The organism is Pedococcus sp. P3_C7 (assembly GCF_056402615.1).
In genome coordinates this window covers 86,158-101,039 of record NZ_JBFUHC010000013.1, presented here as the reverse complement: position 1 = coordinate 101,039, position 14,882 = coordinate 86,158, and the positions used below count along the sequence as shown (strand labels likewise).

17 protein-coding genes are annotated in these 14,882 nt (G+C 71.2%); 5 read left to right on the top strand and 12 right to left on the bottom strand.

The features are described from left to right. Positions 1-95 precede the first annotated feature (95 nt). The gene (locus AC1DS4_RS17975) at positions 96-695 is read right to left on the bottom strand and encodes a dihydrofolate reductase family protein (RefSeq protein WP_477623486.1); all 600 of its coding nucleotides are present in this window, start codon (positions 693-695) and stop codon (positions 96-98) included. Positions 696-808: 113 nt separating this feature from the next. Beyond that, positions 809-1,237 (bottom strand): SRPBCC family protein, encoded by a 429-nt coding sequence (locus AC1DS4_RS17970; protein ID WP_477633304.1) that lies wholly within the window; start codon positions 1,235-1,237, stop codon positions 809-811. A 47-nt stretch (positions 1,238-1,284) separates the two neighbouring features. On the opposite strand from AC1DS4_RS17970, the gene AC1DS4_RS17965 reads away from it, so the two are divergent. Continuing rightward, positions 1,285-2,442, top strand: a complete 1,158-nt coding sequence (locus tag AC1DS4_RS17965) for a winged helix DNA-binding domain-containing protein (protein ID WP_477646093.1) — start codon at positions 1,285-1,287, stop codon at positions 2,440-2,442. On the opposite strand, the gene AC1DS4_RS17960 is transcribed toward AC1DS4_RS17965, so the two are convergent. Both AC1DS4_RS17960 and AC1DS4_RS17955 read right to left on the bottom strand, forming a co-directional pair. Next, on the bottom strand, positions 2,398-2,895 hold the full coding sequence (locus AC1DS4_RS17960) for a hypothetical protein (RefSeq protein WP_477633302.1): 498 nt from the start codon (positions 2,893-2,895) through the stop codon (positions 2,398-2,400). The two genes, AC1DS4_RS17965 and AC1DS4_RS17960, sit on opposite strands and share 45 nt — an antisense overlap. A gap of 106 nt (positions 2,896-3,001) precedes the next feature. Beyond that, a complete protein-coding gene (locus AC1DS4_RS17955) occupies positions 3,002-3,400 on the bottom strand; it encodes a LysM peptidoglycan-binding domain-containing protein (RefSeq protein ID WP_477615327.1) in 399 nt (132 codons plus the stop codon). A 255-nt stretch (positions 3,401-3,655) separates the two neighbouring features. Here AC1DS4_RS17955 and lexA point away from each other — a divergent pair, with 255 nt between their 5' ends. Together lexA and AC1DS4_RS17945 are read left to right on the top strand one after the other, a co-directional pair. Continuing rightward, positions 3,656-4,438, top strand: a complete 783-nt coding sequence (gene lexA / locus AC1DS4_RS17950) for a transcriptional repressor LexA (protein ID WP_477646092.1) — start codon at positions 3,656-3,658, stop codon at positions 4,436-4,438. Between the two features lie 69 nt (positions 4,439-4,507). Further along, positions 4,508-4,720, top strand: a complete 213-nt coding sequence (locus tag AC1DS4_RS17945) for a hypothetical protein (protein ID WP_477615329.1) — start codon at positions 4,508-4,510, stop codon at positions 4,718-4,720. On the opposite strand, the gene AC1DS4_RS17940 is transcribed toward AC1DS4_RS17945, so the two are convergent. Both AC1DS4_RS17940 and AC1DS4_RS17935 read right to left on the bottom strand, forming a co-directional pair. Further along, a complete protein-coding gene (locus tag AC1DS4_RS17940; protein WP_477623481.1) occupies positions 4,696-5,109 on the bottom strand; it encodes a DUF4259 domain-containing protein in 414 nt (137 codons plus the stop codon). The genes AC1DS4_RS17945 and AC1DS4_RS17940 overlap by 25 nt on opposite strands. A 69-nt stretch (positions 5,110-5,178) precedes the next feature. Beyond that, a complete protein-coding gene (locus AC1DS4_RS17935) occupies positions 5,179-5,718 on the bottom strand; it encodes an N-acetyltransferase family protein (RefSeq protein ID WP_477633300.1) in 540 nt (179 codons plus the stop codon). Between the two features lie 18 nt (positions 5,719-5,736). On the opposite strand from AC1DS4_RS17935, the gene AC1DS4_RS17930 reads away from it, so the two are divergent. After that, entirely contained in the window at positions 5,737-6,414 is a 678-nt protein-coding gene (locus AC1DS4_RS17930) for a class I SAM-dependent methyltransferase (protein ID WP_477633299.1), read from the top strand. Positions 6,415-6,420: 6 nt separating this feature from the next. On the opposite strand, the gene AC1DS4_RS17925 is transcribed toward AC1DS4_RS17930, so the two are convergent. Next, positions 6,421-7,299 (bottom strand): NAD-dependent protein deacetylase, encoded by an 879-nt coding sequence (locus AC1DS4_RS17925; RefSeq protein WP_477646091.1) that lies wholly within the window; start codon positions 7,297-7,299, stop codon positions 6,421-6,423. A 19-nt stretch (positions 7,300-7,318) separates the two neighbouring features. Beyond that, the gene (locus tag AC1DS4_RS17920) at positions 7,319-8,602 is read right to left on the bottom strand and encodes a patatin-like phospholipase family protein (RefSeq protein ID WP_477633297.1); all 1,284 of its coding nucleotides are present in this window, start codon (positions 8,600-8,602) and stop codon (positions 7,319-7,321) included. Between the two features lie 376 nt (positions 8,603-8,978). Between AC1DS4_RS17920 and AC1DS4_RS17915 the strand changes: the two genes are divergently transcribed. After that, positions 8,979-9,908 (top strand): LysR family transcriptional regulator, encoded by a 930-nt coding sequence (locus AC1DS4_RS17915; protein WP_477633296.1) that lies wholly within the window; start codon positions 8,979-8,981, stop codon positions 9,906-9,908. Positions 9,909-9,918: 10 nt separating this feature from the next. On the opposite strand, the gene AC1DS4_RS17910 is transcribed toward AC1DS4_RS17915, so the two are convergent. From AC1DS4_RS17910 to AC1DS4_RS17895, 4 genes are all read right to left on the bottom strand, one after another. Further along, the gene (locus AC1DS4_RS17910) at positions 9,919-12,309 is read right to left on the bottom strand and encodes a ComEC/Rec2 family competence protein (RefSeq protein WP_477633295.1); all 2,391 of its coding nucleotides are present in this window, start codon (positions 12,307-12,309) and stop codon (positions 9,919-9,921) included. Further along, positions 12,306-13,265, bottom strand: coding sequence for a ComEA family DNA-binding protein (locus AC1DS4_RS17905; protein WP_477646090.1), 960 nt, complete (start codon positions 13,263-13,265; stop codon positions 12,306-12,308). The genes AC1DS4_RS17910 and AC1DS4_RS17905 overlap by 4 nt, the downstream gene beginning before the upstream one ends. Before the next feature lie 75 nt (positions 13,266-13,340). Next, complete coding sequence (gene plsY / locus AC1DS4_RS17900) at positions 13,341-13,976, bottom strand: glycerol-3-phosphate 1-O-acyltransferase PlsY (RefSeq protein WP_477633650.1); 636 nt, start codon at positions 13,974-13,976, stop codon at positions 13,341-13,343. Then, positions 13,973-14,869 carry a DegV family protein gene (locus tag AC1DS4_RS17895; RefSeq protein WP_477633651.1) on the bottom strand — a complete coding sequence of 299 codons (897 nt, stop codon included), beginning with the start codon at positions 14,867-14,869 and terminating at the stop codon, positions 13,973-13,975. Before AC1DS4_RS17895 ends, plsY begins: the two co-directional genes overlap by 4 nt. Positions 14,870-14,882: the final 13 nt, after the last annotated feature.

Genomic DNA, 14,882 nt, shown 5'->3' with positions numbered 1-14,882 from the left:
GTGCTCATGCCCTCGACGCTATGAAGGGGCCGCCTCATCCCGCGTCGGCCGATCCGCCCACTCGTGCACTCACCTGGATGGGTCGATCGACCCATCTAGCCCTTGTTCACGCTGTAGTCGATGAAGGTGGCGTACTCACTCTGCCGGACGCCCTTGTGGGTCAGCTCGATGTCCTGCTCGAAGCCGTCGAACAGTCGCTTGCCCCCGCCCAGGATGACCGGGGCCACGATGATCGACAGGTCGTCGACGAGCCCAGCGGCCAGGGCCTGCCGGATCACGTCGGCGCCGCCCATCACGTGCACGTCCTTGTCCCCTGCGACGGCCCGCGCCTGGTCGACGGCCTCGGCCAGACCGTCGACGAACGTGAACGCGTCGCCCTCGGGCTGGTCCTCCGGTCGGTGCGTGACGATGAAGAACGGCACGTCCCAGGGGTTCTGGTCACCCCAGTGCCCGGCGGCCTCGTAGGTCGCGCGCCCTCCGACCACCGCGCCGAAGTTGGCCATGGCCTCGTCCATCCACGCCTTGTCGACCTCCCCCATCTGGCCGGTCGGCTCCTCGGCATAGGTCCACGGCCCGCCGAACACCCAGTAGTGCAGCCGCTCGCCACCCTCACCGAGCCCCTTGTCCGGGCCGTCGTCCGGCCCGGTGACGTAACCGTCGACCGACGTCGTGATCCCCGCGATGACCTTGCCCATGACTGCCGCCTTCCGTGGTCCGCGCCCACGGTCGGCGTCGGCCCGGTGTTCGTGTCTCCTGGTGTTCCTGTCAGCAGTACCGACCGGCCACGGTCCACGAACTCATCGGTCCCTCAGGCGGGCCCGCCCTCGCACTGCGCCTTGAGCCCCGCCGACTCCATCGCGAGGTAGCGCTCGGTGAGCCCGTGGTAGAGCCGGCCGACCAGCGAACCCACGATCCCGCTCTGCTCCACCGAGAGCCGGACCCTGCTGCCACCGCCGGGGAGCGCCTCCACCGAGTGCCTCGCCGTGGTGAGCGCCCCGGGGCCGGCCGACACCCACGTGAACATCCGCCCCGGGTCGAACTCGGTCACCACCCAGTCCACCGTCGGGACCTTGGGCTGGCTGATCTTGGCGGCCGAGCCCGTCCGCAACGGGCCGTCCTCGAGGCGGCGAACCCAGCGCACCGAGGCGGTCCAGTCCGACCAGTGCTCGACGTCCGTGAGCACCTCCCAGACCCTGTCCGGCGGGGCGGCGATGTCGACCGTCGTGCTCTGCTCCACCCCTCCATGGTCGCGCACCTGTCGGCGGTATTCGAGAGGATGACGCCATGGATCACGCGAGCGTCGTCGCCCAGCGGCTGGCCACCCAGCGGCTCAGCTCGGCGCCGCTGCCCCGCGCCGCCGACGTCGTGCGACTGCTCACCTGTGTGCAGAGCCAGGAGCGCGACCACGCCTTCTTCTCACTTGCCATGCGCTCCCGCAAGGACCGGTATGCCGCGGTGCAGCGTGAGTTCGACGCCAGCGCCTTCCTGCGCACCCACATCCTGCGGCCGACGTGGCACTTCGTCGCCCCCGAGGACCTGCGCTGGATCCTCGCCCTCACCTCGCCGCGCGTGCTGTCGAGCATGGGAGCGCGGCACCGCCAGCTCGGCCTCGACGAGGCCAAGCGTCTCGGAGACGGGTTCGACCTGCTGGCAGAACTGTTGCAGGACAAGAACTTTCTCACTCGGCCCGAGCTCGGTGAGGCGTTCGTCGAGCGCGGTTCACCCATCAAGCCGGGCGAACAGCTCGGCCACCTGCTCATCGTCGCGGAGATGCGCGGCCTGGTCTGCTCCGGGCCGATGAAGGGTGTCCACCACTCCTACGCCCTGGTCGACGAGGTCATCGCGCCGACACTCGAACGCAGCCGGGACGAGGCCGTCGTGGAGCTGGTCCGACGGTTCTTCAGCGGCCACGGGCCGGCCTCGGTCAAGGACTTCACCCGGTGGGCCACCATGACGGTCAGCGACACCAAAGCAGCGCTCGCGCAGCTCGGCGACGACCTGGAGGAAGTGGAGATCGACGGCATCCCGCACTGGTTCGACCCCACGCAGGTGCGACGGGTCAGCCGAGGCGCCCCGGCGGCATACCTCTTCCCGACCTATGACGAGGCGGTGCTGACCTATCCGCAGGTGAACTTCTCAGCGCTGCCGGGCCACCCCTATGCCGAACACACCGACCCGTTCTGGGCGAGCGTGGTACTCGACGGCACCAACGTCGGGCTCTGGAAACGGACCGTGCGACCCGACGCCGTGCAGGTCGAGGTGCACCTCGCTCCTGAGGTCTCGACTCGAGGACGCACCCAGGTCAGGGTGGCGGCCCAGCGCCTCGCTGGCTTCCTCGGACGCGACCTGTCCCTGGTCGAGAACGAGGGCACCCCGCCCCCCCCCCCCGCCACCGTCCTAGGAGACGAAGCCCCGGAAGGTGTCGGTGATGCAGCCGACTGAGCCGGCATCCAGCGTGCACGTGCGGTTGTCGCCCGCCAGCTTGCCCCCGCCCGAGCTCACGCCCGGCAGGGTCGAGTCGATGACCCACCAGTCCCCGAAGGTCCGGTAGCCGCCGCCTTCTGGGAGCACGTTCGGGTTCTGGAACGCGGGGAGGGTGATGAAGGCCTGGTAGCCGACAGTCACCGTCGCCGTGCCGCAGGTCAGCTGCTTGACCCCGCTGAAGACGAGCTGGTTGTGGGTCCGCAGGTCGGCGGCGTTCTCGAGGTCGGTGACCTGGGTGCAGGACGAGAGCGGACCAGTCGCGGCCGTGATGTCGCTGGGCCCGTCCACGAACTGGGTGTCGACGGTGAACGAGGTGGGAGTTCCCGCCGCGGCGATGGCCGGGAGCACCGAGAAGGTCACTGCTCCGGCAGCTGCGGCCAGGGCGGCCGCCATCCGTGTGGTGGTGTGCATGCCGACCACGGTCCTACGAGGTTCGCCCCCAGCGCATCGTGGTTATCGCGTAGCGCGAAATGCGTAGGCCACTCGACCGACGCGCTCAGTCGCCAGCTGGCGGGTCTCAGCCGACGGCGGGGATGAGCAGCGTCTGACCGGCGTGGACGTTGCTGTCGGTCAGGTCGTTGGCGACCTGGATCTGGGCGACCGCCTCGGCCATGGACAGCTGCGGGAGCTGCTCGACCGCGATCTGCGACAGGGTCTGACCGGACTGCACCGTGGTGGAGTGGTCGATCACGGTGGCGGACGCGCCACCGGAGAACACGGCGATCGCCAGGGCCACGGCCGTCACCACGACGGTGAGCGTGATCGCGAGCCGGGCTGCACGGGTCAGGCGCAGCGGGGCGGCGGGAGCGACGGCGACCTCTGGGCCGGTGGGCACCGAGACCAGGCGGGGGCGAGCCGGGCGAACGGGGACCCGCACCGGTGCGGGGGCGACGTCCCAAGCGACTGCTGCACTCATCAGGTCCTCCATCGTGACGTGCTCTGCTGCGTTCCTCGAACGGATGTGCGAAGAACTGCTTGACTGATTTCTAGCACGCATGTTCGAATCAATCAAGACACGCGTCGAACACATGTTTGGCACAGGCGTTCGAAGGCCATACGCTGTGTTCATGCCGCAAGCACATCAGAGGGCACTGACAACGGCTCCTCAAGCACCCGGCATACGGCACCTGACCTGCACCTGCACCCGAAACTGCTCAAGTGAGGAAGCGGCATGAGCGACGACAACGTCAAGGAACTGCCCGACCGCGATCGCGGTGACGGGCTCACCGTCCGGCAGCGACGGGTGCTCGAGGTGATCCGCAACTCGGTCGACCGGCGCGGCTACCCGCCGAGCCTGCGCGAGATCGGCGAGGCGGTCGGCCTCACGTCCCCCAGCTCGGTCGCCCACCAGCTCTCCACCCTCGAGCGCAAGGGCTTCCTGCGCCGCGACCCCAACCGGCCGCGCGCCATCGAGGTGGTCTCCCCCGACTCCCCCGCCGACATGCGGGGCTACCGCGGCGGCGCCTCCGCCGAGGACGAGACGGCGACCTACGACGAGACCGGGTCCGGCGACCAGCGCCCGGCTGCGACCTACGTGCCCGTGCTCGGGCGTATCGCCGCCGGTGTGCCCATCCTGGCCGAGGAAACCGTCGAGGACGTCTTCCCGCTCCCCCGGCAGATCGTCGGCGAGGGCCAGCTGTTCCTCCTCCAGGTCGTCGGCGACTCGATGATCGACGCCGCGATCTGCGACGGCGACTGGGTCGTCGTCCGCCAGCAGCCCACGGCCGACAACGGAGACATCGTCGCGGCGATGCTCGACAACGAGGCCACCGTCAAGACCTTCAAGCGCAAGGACGGCAAGGCGTGGCTGATGCCGCACAACGCCGCCTTCGACCCCATCCCGCGGAGCGCCTCGTGCGCGCCGCGGCACACGTGCGTGCAGGCGCATGGTGGGGCCGGCACGAGTCGACCCATCATCCGTTCGGCTGATGGCTCATTCGCCCGAACGGACTGAAGCGGACCCCGCGGGCGCGTGTGCGTCACGTGCCCCGTAACAGGCGACTCGCACGAGCGTTCTCTACACATGGAGGCCCAACCCGACCCCGATCTCACCGACCAGGTGCTGGGGTCCGAGATCGAACTGCTCGCGGACCTGATCGACGCCGCGAGCCACGCCTGCTCGCAGCTGAACCTGGACCAGATCGACGCGGCTCTCGGGATCTGTCGGGCACAGGGTCAGCTCCCCGCCCAGTCCCCCGCCCATTCCCCCGCTCAGTCACCCAGCGCGTCGAGGTAGTGCGTGATCTTGGTGGCGAAGCGTTCGCCGCCGTCACCCTCGGCCCACAGCTCCCACAGCTCGTTGTCGTCTGACTGCATTGCCCGGTGCAGTGCCCGGGTGGCGAGCTCCTCCAGCTGTTCGTCCACCTCGATGGGTTCCTCGTCGACCCACCAGGGCACATTGCGTTCTCCCACCACGGATTCGAAGTCGTCGCAGGCAGCCACGAGCACCGCTGCGGCCACCGCCTGCGACATGGTCGGCGCCTCGATGTACCCCCGCGCGCGGACCACTTGGTCGAGGGCCGCCTCGACCCGCTTGCGTCGTACGTCGTGCTCGGACTCCTCGAGCTCGTCGAGCAGGTCGAGTGCGTCGTCGTTCTCGAACGGCCCGGCTCCGGTGGCGCCCATCTCCCAACCTCCACAGCGTGCGAACGATGCTCCTTCGAGGGTGCCAAGAGACGCAGCGACACGCCAGTCCTACTCGTGCGGAGTCATCCGTTGGTACCAGGCCGTGTCGACGTAACGACCGAACTTGTGTCCGACCTCGCGAAGCACTCCCACCCGCTCGAAGCCGCACGCGACGTGCAGCGCCACGCTGGCGTCGTTCGGCAGGGCGATCACGGCCACCTGGGTGTGCACCTCAGGTGCAGCGTCCAGCCGCGCCAGCAGCGCGGCATACAGGGTCCGTCCGAGGCCGAGACCGCGCGCGCCTTCCGCGAGGTAGACCGACACCTCCTTGGTGCCGTCGTAGGCCGGTCGCGGGCGGAAGGTGCCGGAGAACGCGTACCCGAGCAGCTGTTCGTCCGCGCAGGCGACCAGGACGACGTTGCCGACGTTGCCGGCACTGGTGGCGGCGAGCTTCTCACCGAGGTATGCCGCGCCGCGGGGTTCGGTGTCGAAGGTCGCCAGCGAGGTGCGGACCTGCTCGTCGTAGATGGCGGCCATCGCGGGGAGGTCCGCCTGCGTCGCGTCACGGACGACGATTGCGCGGCCGCTGTCCGGGGCAATGCTGGTCATATCGGCGATGCTAGGGGGATGAGCGACGAGCAAGGCGACCGCCACGACCACAGCCACGGGACGCACGACTCGGCTGCGGCGGCGAAGCTGCCGGACCCCGACCGCGGTGGGCCGACGGACCGACAGGCCTTGTGGGACGAGCGGTATGCCGCCCACGAGCACGTCTGGAGCGCGACGCCCAACGCCGAGGTGGAAAGGATCGTGGGCGCCTGGCCGCCCGGTCGCGCCCTCGACCTCGGCGCCGGCGAGGGCCGACACGCCGTGTGGCTGGCCTCGAAGGGCTGGCGGGTCACGGCGGTCGACTTCTCGGCGGTGGGGCTGGCCAAGGGCGAGAAGGAGGCCTCCAGTCGCGGGCTCCGGATCGACTGGGTGGTGGCGGACGCCAGGTCCTGGCACCCGGCGCCCCTATTCCTCTTCGACCTCGTCCTCGTGTCATACCTCCACCTCCCCTCGGACGTCGTCTCCCGCACCCGGACGTGGCTGACGCCCGGCGGTGCGCTGGTGGTCGTCGGCCACGGCCTGCGCAACCTCACCGAAGGGGTCGGTGGCCCGTCCGACCCGGCGCTCCTGCACACACCCGAGCAGCTGCGGGCGGCGGCCGGGGACCTGCAGGTCGAGCGCTGCGAGGAGTACCTGCGGCCCACCGAGCAGGGCGACGCGATCGACGTGGTGCTGATAGCCCGGCGACCGGCGTGAGGTTCGTCAGGCTGCCAGCCGGCTGAGCAGCTCCTCGAGGGTCGGGGCGAGGGGCGCGTCGAGCTGCACGGTGGCCTCGCCGTCGCCTCGGGTTGGTCCGCGGGTGATGATCGCGACCGGGATGTCGAGCGCTGCCGCGCGGCGGACGAACCGGTAGCCGCTCATGACCTTCAGGCTGGAGCCCAGGACGACCAGCGCGCTGGCCTGCTCCGTGAGGCGAAAACACTTCTCCACCAACGGTTTCGGCACGGACTCGCCGAAGAACACGACGTCTGGCTTGAGCGTGTCGTGACCGCAGACCAGGCACAGGGGTGTCCGGAAGGCGGCCACGTCGAGGTCGTTGAGGACGATGTCACCGTCCGGACGGATCTCGTCGCTGGTCACCGTGTAGGTGGGATTGGCCTCGCGCATCCGGTCGTCGAGGTCCCAGCGGGAGGTGCGGTCGCCACAGGTCAGGCAGACGACCCGCGCCAGCGACCCGTGCAGCTCCTCGACGTCGGTGGCGCCGGCGCGCTGGTGCAGGCCGTCGACGTTCTGGGTGATGACCGGGCCGACCAGCCCGCGGCCCTGGAGCCTCGCCACGGCCTCGTGGCCCGAGTTGGGCTCGGCCCGGTTGAACCGCTGCCACCCCACATAGCTGCGCGCCCAGTAGCGCTGCCTCGCCTCGGAGGACCCCAGGAACTCGGCGTACTGCATGGGGGTCACGCGGCGCGTGCCGTCCGGGCCCCGGTAGTCGGGGATGCCCGAGTCGGTCGAGATGCCGGCGCCGGTCAGGACGAGGACGTTGCCGCGCTCCAGCAGGGCGGCGACCGCGGCCMGCTGGTCGGCCGCGGGCGCCTGGTCGGCCGAGGGCGCCTGCTCGGTCGCGGCGGCGGTCTGCGTCACGCGGCAAGGGTACGTCGGGTCAGGACCTGCCGAGGAGTCGGCGCTTCGCCGAGTCGACCAGGGCAGCACTCGCCACCTGGGGATCGGCCACCTCGTCGTGCGGCGGGGCCGCCGGGCGGTTGCGGGTGATGAGCTCTGGGGAGTGCTCCCGGACCTGGGCGTCGGCCACGAGGTAGCCGTGGCGTTCGAGGATCTGCTGCTCCGCTGGGCTGAAGGCATCGAGGTCGGTGCGGACGGCGTTGACCAGCTCGGTCGTCTCGCGGGGGTAGGAGCCGTCGACGACCGTGTCGAGCGCCCACGACGTACCGCGGAGGGCGCCTCGCGCATAGCTGGCCTGGAGCCACCGACTGCGGACCGACTGCCCGCCGTTGGTGGCGATGCCGAGGATGCGCAGCGTCCGGCCGACGACAGTGCGCTCCGTGCGCGCGCGGAAGACACCCCCGCCATCACTGACCAGGACCGTGGCGTGCCGCTTCCAGACCGGCTCGAGCCCGAGGTTGTCGTAGATCCCTCCGTCGGTCAGCCGGATGCGCCGCATGATCGAGGCGCGCTCCTGCTCCGACTCGAGGCCGCGGTGTCCTCCGGTGAGGTGCATCGTGAGCCCGTCCACCACCATCGGCGCGAAGAACGGCGGGAAGGCGCAGGAGGCCGCCACGATGTCGGCGATCCGCAGCCCGGCCGGCGGCGCGGCATACCCCAGGCGGTAGTCCCCCACCCGCCCGTGGGGATGGTGGGCGGTCGGGCCCTCGAACACCCAGTCGACGCCGTGGCCGATCTCGGTCGCGCCAGTCACGACTCCCGGACCACCAGTGTCGTTGTCGCGCAACGGTTTCGACCACCAGGGGACGACTTCGGCGAGTTCGTCGGCCAGCGCCTGGACGGCCGCGTCGGGGTCGAACCACTTCCACGGCCTGACCCTGGACAGCAACGCCGGCGTCCGGACGTTGCGGGAGGCGAGCCGCTGGAGGGGCATGGCCACGCACTCCTCGAACCCCTCGACGATGCCGCCCGCCGCCGGGAACCGGAGCTCGGGGTCGGCGAGCAGGTTGGCCACGATCGAGCCGCCGGAGACCCCACTGATGGTGGTGAGCTGCGACAGCACGCCGAGCTCGTTGAGCCGGCGAACGGCACCGAGGTGGAACAGGGCGGCGCGGTAGCCGCCACCGGACAGGCAGAGCGCCACGCCTGTCCGATGCGTCGCCGCGCCCACCTCCGCGTATGCCGCGTCTGTGGGGCCAGGCGCGTCGCTCTCGGTGGCTGCGCGCTCGTTCGCGTGCGTGGTGCTGGTGGGCTCAGGCTTCATCGTGGACCGATGAAAGCAGAGGCCGGGGACACCCGCCCGTCGGCAGGGCTCGGCGACTTGTTGCCGGCAGATCGTCACCAGACCCCCAAACGCGGCTCCGCTGACCACCAGCCGGCAACAAGTCGCAGGCGTCGGCGACTTGTTGCCGGCAGATCGTCACGAGACCCCCCAAACGCGGCTCCCGTGACCACCATCCCGCAACAAGTCGCAGGCGCCCCCACTTGTTGCCGGCAGATCGCCACCAGACCCCCAAACGCGGCTCCGCTGACCACCAGCCGGCAACAAGTCGCAGGTGGCGGGTCGCCCTGGCCGGCATGATCCATCACGATGCCATCAACAACTAACCATCTTGATAACGAACAGTTATGCTTCATCCATGATCGACGCCGCAGGTCTCCGTGTCATGAAGGCCATCGCCGACGAGGGCAGCTTCACCGGGGCTGCGCTGTCCCTCGGCTACTCCCAACCCGCGATCTCGCAGATGGTGCGCCGCCTCGAGCAGCGCACCGGCACCGTGTTGGTCGAACGAGTCGGCCGCAACGTACGCCTGACCGAGGCCGGCCAGGTGCTGGCGCGCCACGCCGTTGGCGTGCTGTCCGCCCTCGATGCCGCCGAGGAGGAGGTCGCCGCGATTGCGGGCCTGCGCGCCGGGCGGGTCCGCCTGATGGCCTTCCCGTCCAGCTCGGCCACCCTCGTCCCGCGCGCGCTCGCCCTCGTGAAGAAGCGGTTCCCGGACGTCCAGGTCACCTTCACCGAGGCCGAACCCCCCGAGTCGCTCGCTGCGCTCAAGGCCGGCGAGTGCGACCTCGCGGTGGCCTTCGCCTACGAGGGCACCGACGTCGGCCGCGGTGAGGAGGACATGGAGCTCTTCGTGACCCACAAGCTCCTCGACGACGAGGTCCGCCTCGCCCTACCCCGCGAACACCCGCTCGCCACGCTCGACGTGGTGGACCTGTCCACCCTGGCCCAGGAGAACTGGATCGCGGGGTGCCCGCGGTGCCGTGGCCACCTCCTGCAGATGTGCGCGACGGCCGGGTTCTCCCCCCACGTCGGGTTCGAGACCGAGGACTACGTTGCCGTGCTCGGGCTGGTCGCCGAAGGCCTGGGCGTGGCGCTCATCCCCGACCTCATCCTGCGGACGGCCCACCACCACGATGTGGTCACCCTGCCGATCAACCCGGCCTCGCGCCGGTCCATCAGCGTGGTCACCACGGCCGACCTGCAGCGCGTGCCGGCCGTCCAGGCCACCATCGAAGCCCTCGTGGAGGCCGCGAAGGCCAAACCCCGCGTCCTCGCCAGCACCTGATCCAGCTTGCTCATCGGCGGCGCCAGGTGACCGACACGTCGTCCCCCTGCGAAACCACGGCGACGTCCCCGCGCTGGTCGGTGCGGTAGACGGCATACCCGTTGTGTCGCAACACCTCCAGGGCCTTGGGTGATGGGTGACCGTAGTCGTTGTCCTTGCCCACACTGATCATCGCGACGGGCGCGCGGACCGACTCCATGAGGCCCTCGTCGAGGTTTCCGGAGCCGTGGTGGGCCACCTTCACGACGTCGAAGCGTGACGCCTGTGCCGACATCGACGAGCTGCGCCGCAGCTCGAGGAGCACCGCGTGGGCCCCTTCGCGCTCCACGTCGCCGAGGAGCAAAAGGTCGACTGGGCCGGACCGCACCGCCAGCACCACGCTGGCGTTGTTGGGCACGGAACCCGACGCGATCCGTCGGGCCGGCCACCACACGTCTGCCGTGACTCCCGTCCAGGCCAGGTGGTCGCCGGCATAGAGGTCACGGAGGGGTATGCCGCGCGCCCCGGCCCACGCCTGCACCTCCGTCCACTGGTAGGGCGGTTCATGCACCGGGCTGGCGAGGATCTCGCGGACCTCGCGGCCTGCCAACGCACCCGGGAGCCCGTCGACGTGGTCGGCGTGAAAGTGGCTCAGGACAACCGAATCCAGCACTGATACGTCGAGACGGCGCAGGCAGGAGTTGATCCCGACGGGGTCCGGCCCAGCATCCACGAGCACCGCGTGACCGGGAGTCGTGGCGAGCACGAGCCCGTCGCCCTGCCCGACGTCGCAGGCCACGAGGCGCCAGCCGGGTGGGGGCCAGGTGACCGCCGAGGTCGGGGCCGCTGCCGCGAGCACGAGCAGGCACACGCTGGTGGCGATGACCGGGTGGAGCCGGACGCGGTGGGTCCACCACCTGCCGCTGAGGAGGACGAAGACGGTCAGGACCGTCAGCAGCATCGCTCCAGGCGCACCGTCCGGCCACGGCAGGGTGCCGCCGGGGACGGTGGCACAGGTACGGGCGACTCGGGCGATCCCCAGTGCCGGCACCGCCCCGACCCAGCACAGGATCCTCGCCCCGAACGGCCAGATCGGGGCGACGGTCGCGGCAGCCACCCCGGTGACGGTCGCGGGGGCGACCAGCGGAGCAGCGAGCAGGTTGGCCAGCACGCCGACGACCGACACCGAGCCTTGGAGCAGCACAACCACAGGGGCGCACATCGCCTGTGCCGCAACCGGAATGGCCATCGCAGGCCCCCATCCGTGGATGCGGCCCGGGAGCCGGCGCCCGATGGCCTCTCCCCAGCTGCGGGTGAAGAGCAGCAGCCCCAGGGTGGCGAGGGTCGAGAGGGCGAAACCGTAGGACCGGCTGAGCCAGGGGTCGACGACGAGCAGGACGACCACCGCCGCAGACAGGACCGGTATGCCGGCCGCTCGCCTCGACCGGCTCAGCCCGATCAGCCCGATGGTCCCCATCGTCGCGGCCCGGATGACGCTGGGCTCCGGCCGGGCGAGCACGACGAAGCCGGCCAGCACCAGAACCGCCACCAGCGGCCGCCAGCGACGTCGCACGCCAGCCAGCGACGCGCCGCCGAGAGCGCATGCGAGGACGATGGCGACGTTGCTGCCCGATACGGCGGAGAGGTGGGTCATACCGGTCGCGAGCATGGCGTCGGTGAGGTCCTGCGGCGTGTGGCTGGTGTCCCCGATGACGAGTGCGGGCAACAGGCCACGCGCATCAGGGGGCAGCGGGGCTGCCGCCTCACGCATTCCCGACCGCAGGTGTTCGGCCGCCCTGGCGACCAGGCCGGGCGCAGCGAGCGAACGAGGCGTGCCCCGGGGTCGCAGGACCGCGACGACGTCGTCCCCGGGTTCGGCCGCGAGCAGGATGCCTTGGACCCGCACCCGCTCGTGCCAGCGCACAGCCTCCCAGCGCTGGTCACCCATCACGAGGACCGGTGTCGACACCCGCGCAACGCGGCCCCGCCCCGTGACCTCGTCGACGCGCAGCGTGAGGCTCACGGTCGCGCCGTCGAGACGGCGGCCACCGACGACCACGGGATCCCTGGTCACGACACCGGACACGGTCACCGAGGCCCGCTGCGCCGCCAGGGACCGGATCGGGCCCGCCTCACGCGAGGACACGTGGGCAGCCGTCGCCGCGAGCACGAGCGCCACGGCAGCCAGGACCAGGCCGCCCAGCCCTGCGCAGCGCCGCCGGGAAACAAGTCGGGGCAGGCACCAGACCAGGACGGCCGCGAGACCAGCACTGAACGCGGACGCGACGACCAGGAACGGAGGTCGGACGCCGAGCGTGGCGGCGCTGACCGCCCACGCCGTCACCGCGGGAAACAGCAGGCGCAGATCCAGGAGCCGAGGCTGGTCGACGCCCCGCCGCAGCGCTCCGGCGCTCCTGCTCACACCGTCACCTTGGGTTGCAGTGCGGCGAAGATCTTCTCCCCGATCCCACTGACCTCCCCGAGCTCGTCGACCGAGGCGAATCGTCCGTGTTCGGTGCGCCAGTCGATGATCCGCTGGGCCAGGACCGGGCCGACGCCCGGCAGCTCTTCGAGGTCGGCAGCGGACGCGGAGTTGAGGTTCACCCTGCCGGAAGCCGCCGAGGCACCGCCCGCGCCCGCGCCTGCTCCCGCGCCCGCGCCTGCCCCCGCGCCCGCGCCCGCTGTGCCAGCCCCCGCGACCACGACCTCGCCGGGCTTGGGCACGCGGAGCTGCTCGCCGTCGACCAGCGGTCGAGCCAGGTTGATGGCCGCGAGGTCCGCCCCCTTGCGAACCCCGGCCTTGGCCACGACGTCGGAGACCCGGGACCCGGCGGGCATGGTGAACACACCAGGGCTCTCCACCTGGCCGACGACATGCACCGTCAGCGTGCCCACAGGTGGTCCACCACCACCGGAGGCCGTGCTCGACGAGGCGAACCCGCTGCTGGTCGGCCCCCTGTTCCCGAGGGCCGACCCCGACTGTGACGGCGCCACCACCTGGGGCGTGCTCGCCGCCCTGGCCCAGGCCACGCGGGCTCCGAAGCCCACTGCCGCCACGAGCACCACCAGCAGGAGACCGGCCGCCGCGGCACGCGGCCCGCTGAGCCGGGCGCCCCGCAGGGACGCAGGGATGGTCAGGAACCGGGGGCCGGGTGGGACAGGACGGCGGTGGCGACCACCCCGTACGCCGCTGGCCGGGCGCGACGGGCCACTGGCTGGCTTGGCCGCCGCCGTCTCGATCCACGTGCGCTCCGGCAGCCAGGGGACGACCTCGGGCCGTGGCGACCCAATCGCCGGAGGCTCACGCGCGCGGTCTGCGGCCTCCAACAGGGCCCGCGCGCGGGCTGAGGTTTCCGACGGTCGGCGACGGGACGGCATACAGGCACGCTAGGAAGCCGACCAGGCGCGCGACACGTCGTCGCAGCGGCCCTGTGGACAGCGTCCCGAGCCGGCTCAACCTGTGGACGACGCGTCCCGTCGCGCCGAGATCCACAGCTCGATGTTGCGCCGGTGCCGGTAGATGACGAGCAGGGCGAGGACAACGCACCAGGCCCCGGTCTCACGCGTGCCCACGGGTACCCACCGGAACCAGGTCAGCACTCCCAGCACCAGCAGCAGCACGCACGCCGACACCGAGGCCCCCGCCACCCAACGCATGCGCCAGACCAGCAGCCCGAAGACCACGAGCATGCCCACGCCGTACCACGGCTGCACGGCGAGGATCGCCCCCAGCGAGGTGGCCACCCCCTTGCCGCCCTGCCCCTTGAGGAACGGCGACCAGATGTGGCCCAGCACGACCGCGAGCCCGACCCACAGCCCCGTCACCGACCCGAGGAAGTGTTGGGCGACCAGGACCGGCAGCAGACCCTTGAGCACGTCGAGGATCCCCACGACCACCCCCCAGCGCGCGCCCAGGACGCGTCCGGCGTTCGTCGCGCCGGGGTTGCCCGACCCCGCGTGGCGCAGGTCCTTGCCGAGCAGCCTGGCCAGGATCGTCGCCGGGTTCACCGCCCCTACGACGAACGCGGCCACCGAGGCCGCCACGACCTCCACCAGGTCCCCCGTCGACACGTCCGCCAGAGCGGTCATGGCCTCGGCCGGGGTGACACGGCCACGGCGATGGTGCCCGGACCGACGTGGGCGCCGACGACCGCGCCCAGCTCGACCACCTGGACCGCGCCCTTGCCGGCCTGTCCCCCGTCTGCCGTGGCCGCGACGTCGGCGACGCGGTCGCGCAGCCGCCCGGCGAGGTCGTCCGCCCGTGCCTGGGAGTCGAGGTGGTGCACCGCGATGTCGACGAGCGACCCGGCCTTCTCAGCGGCCTGCGCGGCCGACACGGCCAGCTCCTCCAGCCGCGCGAGCGCCCGCGACGAGGTGCGCACCTTCTCCAGCGGCCGGATGCTGCCGTCCACCAGCCCGAGGATGGGCTTGATCGCGAGGGCCGAGCCCAGGAACGCGGACGCCGAACCGATCCGGCCGCCCCGTCGCAGGTGCTCGAGCGTGTCGACGTAGAAAACCACAGTCGATGCCTCGGCTCGCGAACGGGCCCGCGCCGCAACGTCTTCCAACGACGCGCCCTGCTCGGCCAACTCTGCCGCGGACAGCACGGCATAGCCCATCGCCATGCCGAGCGACCGCGAGTCGACCACCGTCACAGGCACAGGCGACTGCTGCGCGGCGAGGTGCGCCGACTCGATCGTCGAGGACATGTCGGCCGAGATGTGCACCGAGACGATCCCGTCGGCTCCGCCTGCGGCCGCCTTCTCGTAGGCATCGAGGAAGGCCTGGGGCGAAGGACGCGAGGTCGACACGGGCTTGAAGGCTCGCAGCGCCGCGGCGACCTCGCCGGTCGTGATGTCCACGCCTTCGCTGAACTCGGTGCCGCCGACGATGACGTGCAGCGGCACCACCTGGATCGAGTGGGCCTCGAGCTCCGACCCCGGCAGGTATGCCGTGGAGTCGGTGACGATCGCGATGCTCACGTGCGCAGGCTAT

Bases quoted from the DNA above. Each gene is read 5' to 3' on its own strand.
- AC1DS4_RS17965 (WP_477646093.1), top strand. From the start codon at position 1,285: ATGGATCACGCGAGCGTCGTCGCCCAGCGGCTGGCCACCCAGCGGCTC.
- AC1DS4_RS17920 (WP_477633297.1), bottom strand. From the start codon at position 8,602: ATGAAGCCTGAGCCCACCAGCACCACGCACGCGAACGAGCGCGCAGCC.
- AC1DS4_RS17960 (WP_477633302.1), bottom strand. From the start codon at position 2,895: ATGCACACCACCACACGGATGGCGGCCGCCCTGGCCGCAGCTGCCGGA.
- AC1DS4_RS17930 (WP_477633299.1), top strand. From the start codon at position 5,737: ATGAGCGACGAGCAAGGCGACCGCCACGACCACAGCCACGGGACGCAC.
- AC1DS4_RS17945 (WP_477615329.1), top strand. From the start codon at position 4,508: ATGGAGGCCCAACCCGACCCCGATCTCACCGACCAGGTGCTGGGGTCC.
- lexA (WP_477646092.1), top strand. From the start codon at position 3,656: ATGAGCGACGACAACGTCAAGGAACTGCCCGACCGCGATCGCGGTGAC.
- AC1DS4_RS17955 (WP_477615327.1), bottom strand. From the start codon at position 3,400: ATGAGTGCAGCAGTCGCTTGGGACGTCGCCCCCGCACCGGTGCGGGTC.
- AC1DS4_RS17935 (WP_477633300.1), bottom strand. From the start codon at position 5,718: ATGACCAGCATTGCCCCGGACAGCGGCCGCGCAATCGTCGTCCGTGAC.
- AC1DS4_RS17905 (WP_477646090.1), bottom strand. From the start codon at position 13,265: ATGCCGTCCCGTCGCCGACCGTCGGAAACCTCAGCCCGCGCGCGGGCC.
- AC1DS4_RS17975 (WP_477623486.1), bottom strand. From the start codon at position 695: ATGGGCAAGGTCATCGCGGGGATCACGACGTCGGTCGACGGTTACGTC.
- plsY (WP_477633650.1), bottom strand. From the start codon at position 13,976: ATGACCGCTCTGGCGGACGTGTCGACGGGGGACCTGGTGGAGGTCGTG.
- AC1DS4_RS17915 (WP_477633296.1), top strand. From the start codon at position 8,979: ATGATCGACGCCGCAGGTCTCCGTGTCATGAAGGCCATCGCCGACGAG.
- AC1DS4_RS17940 (WP_477623481.1), bottom strand. From the start codon at position 5,109: ATGGGCGCCACCGGAGCCGGGCCGTTCGAGAACGACGACGCACTCGAC.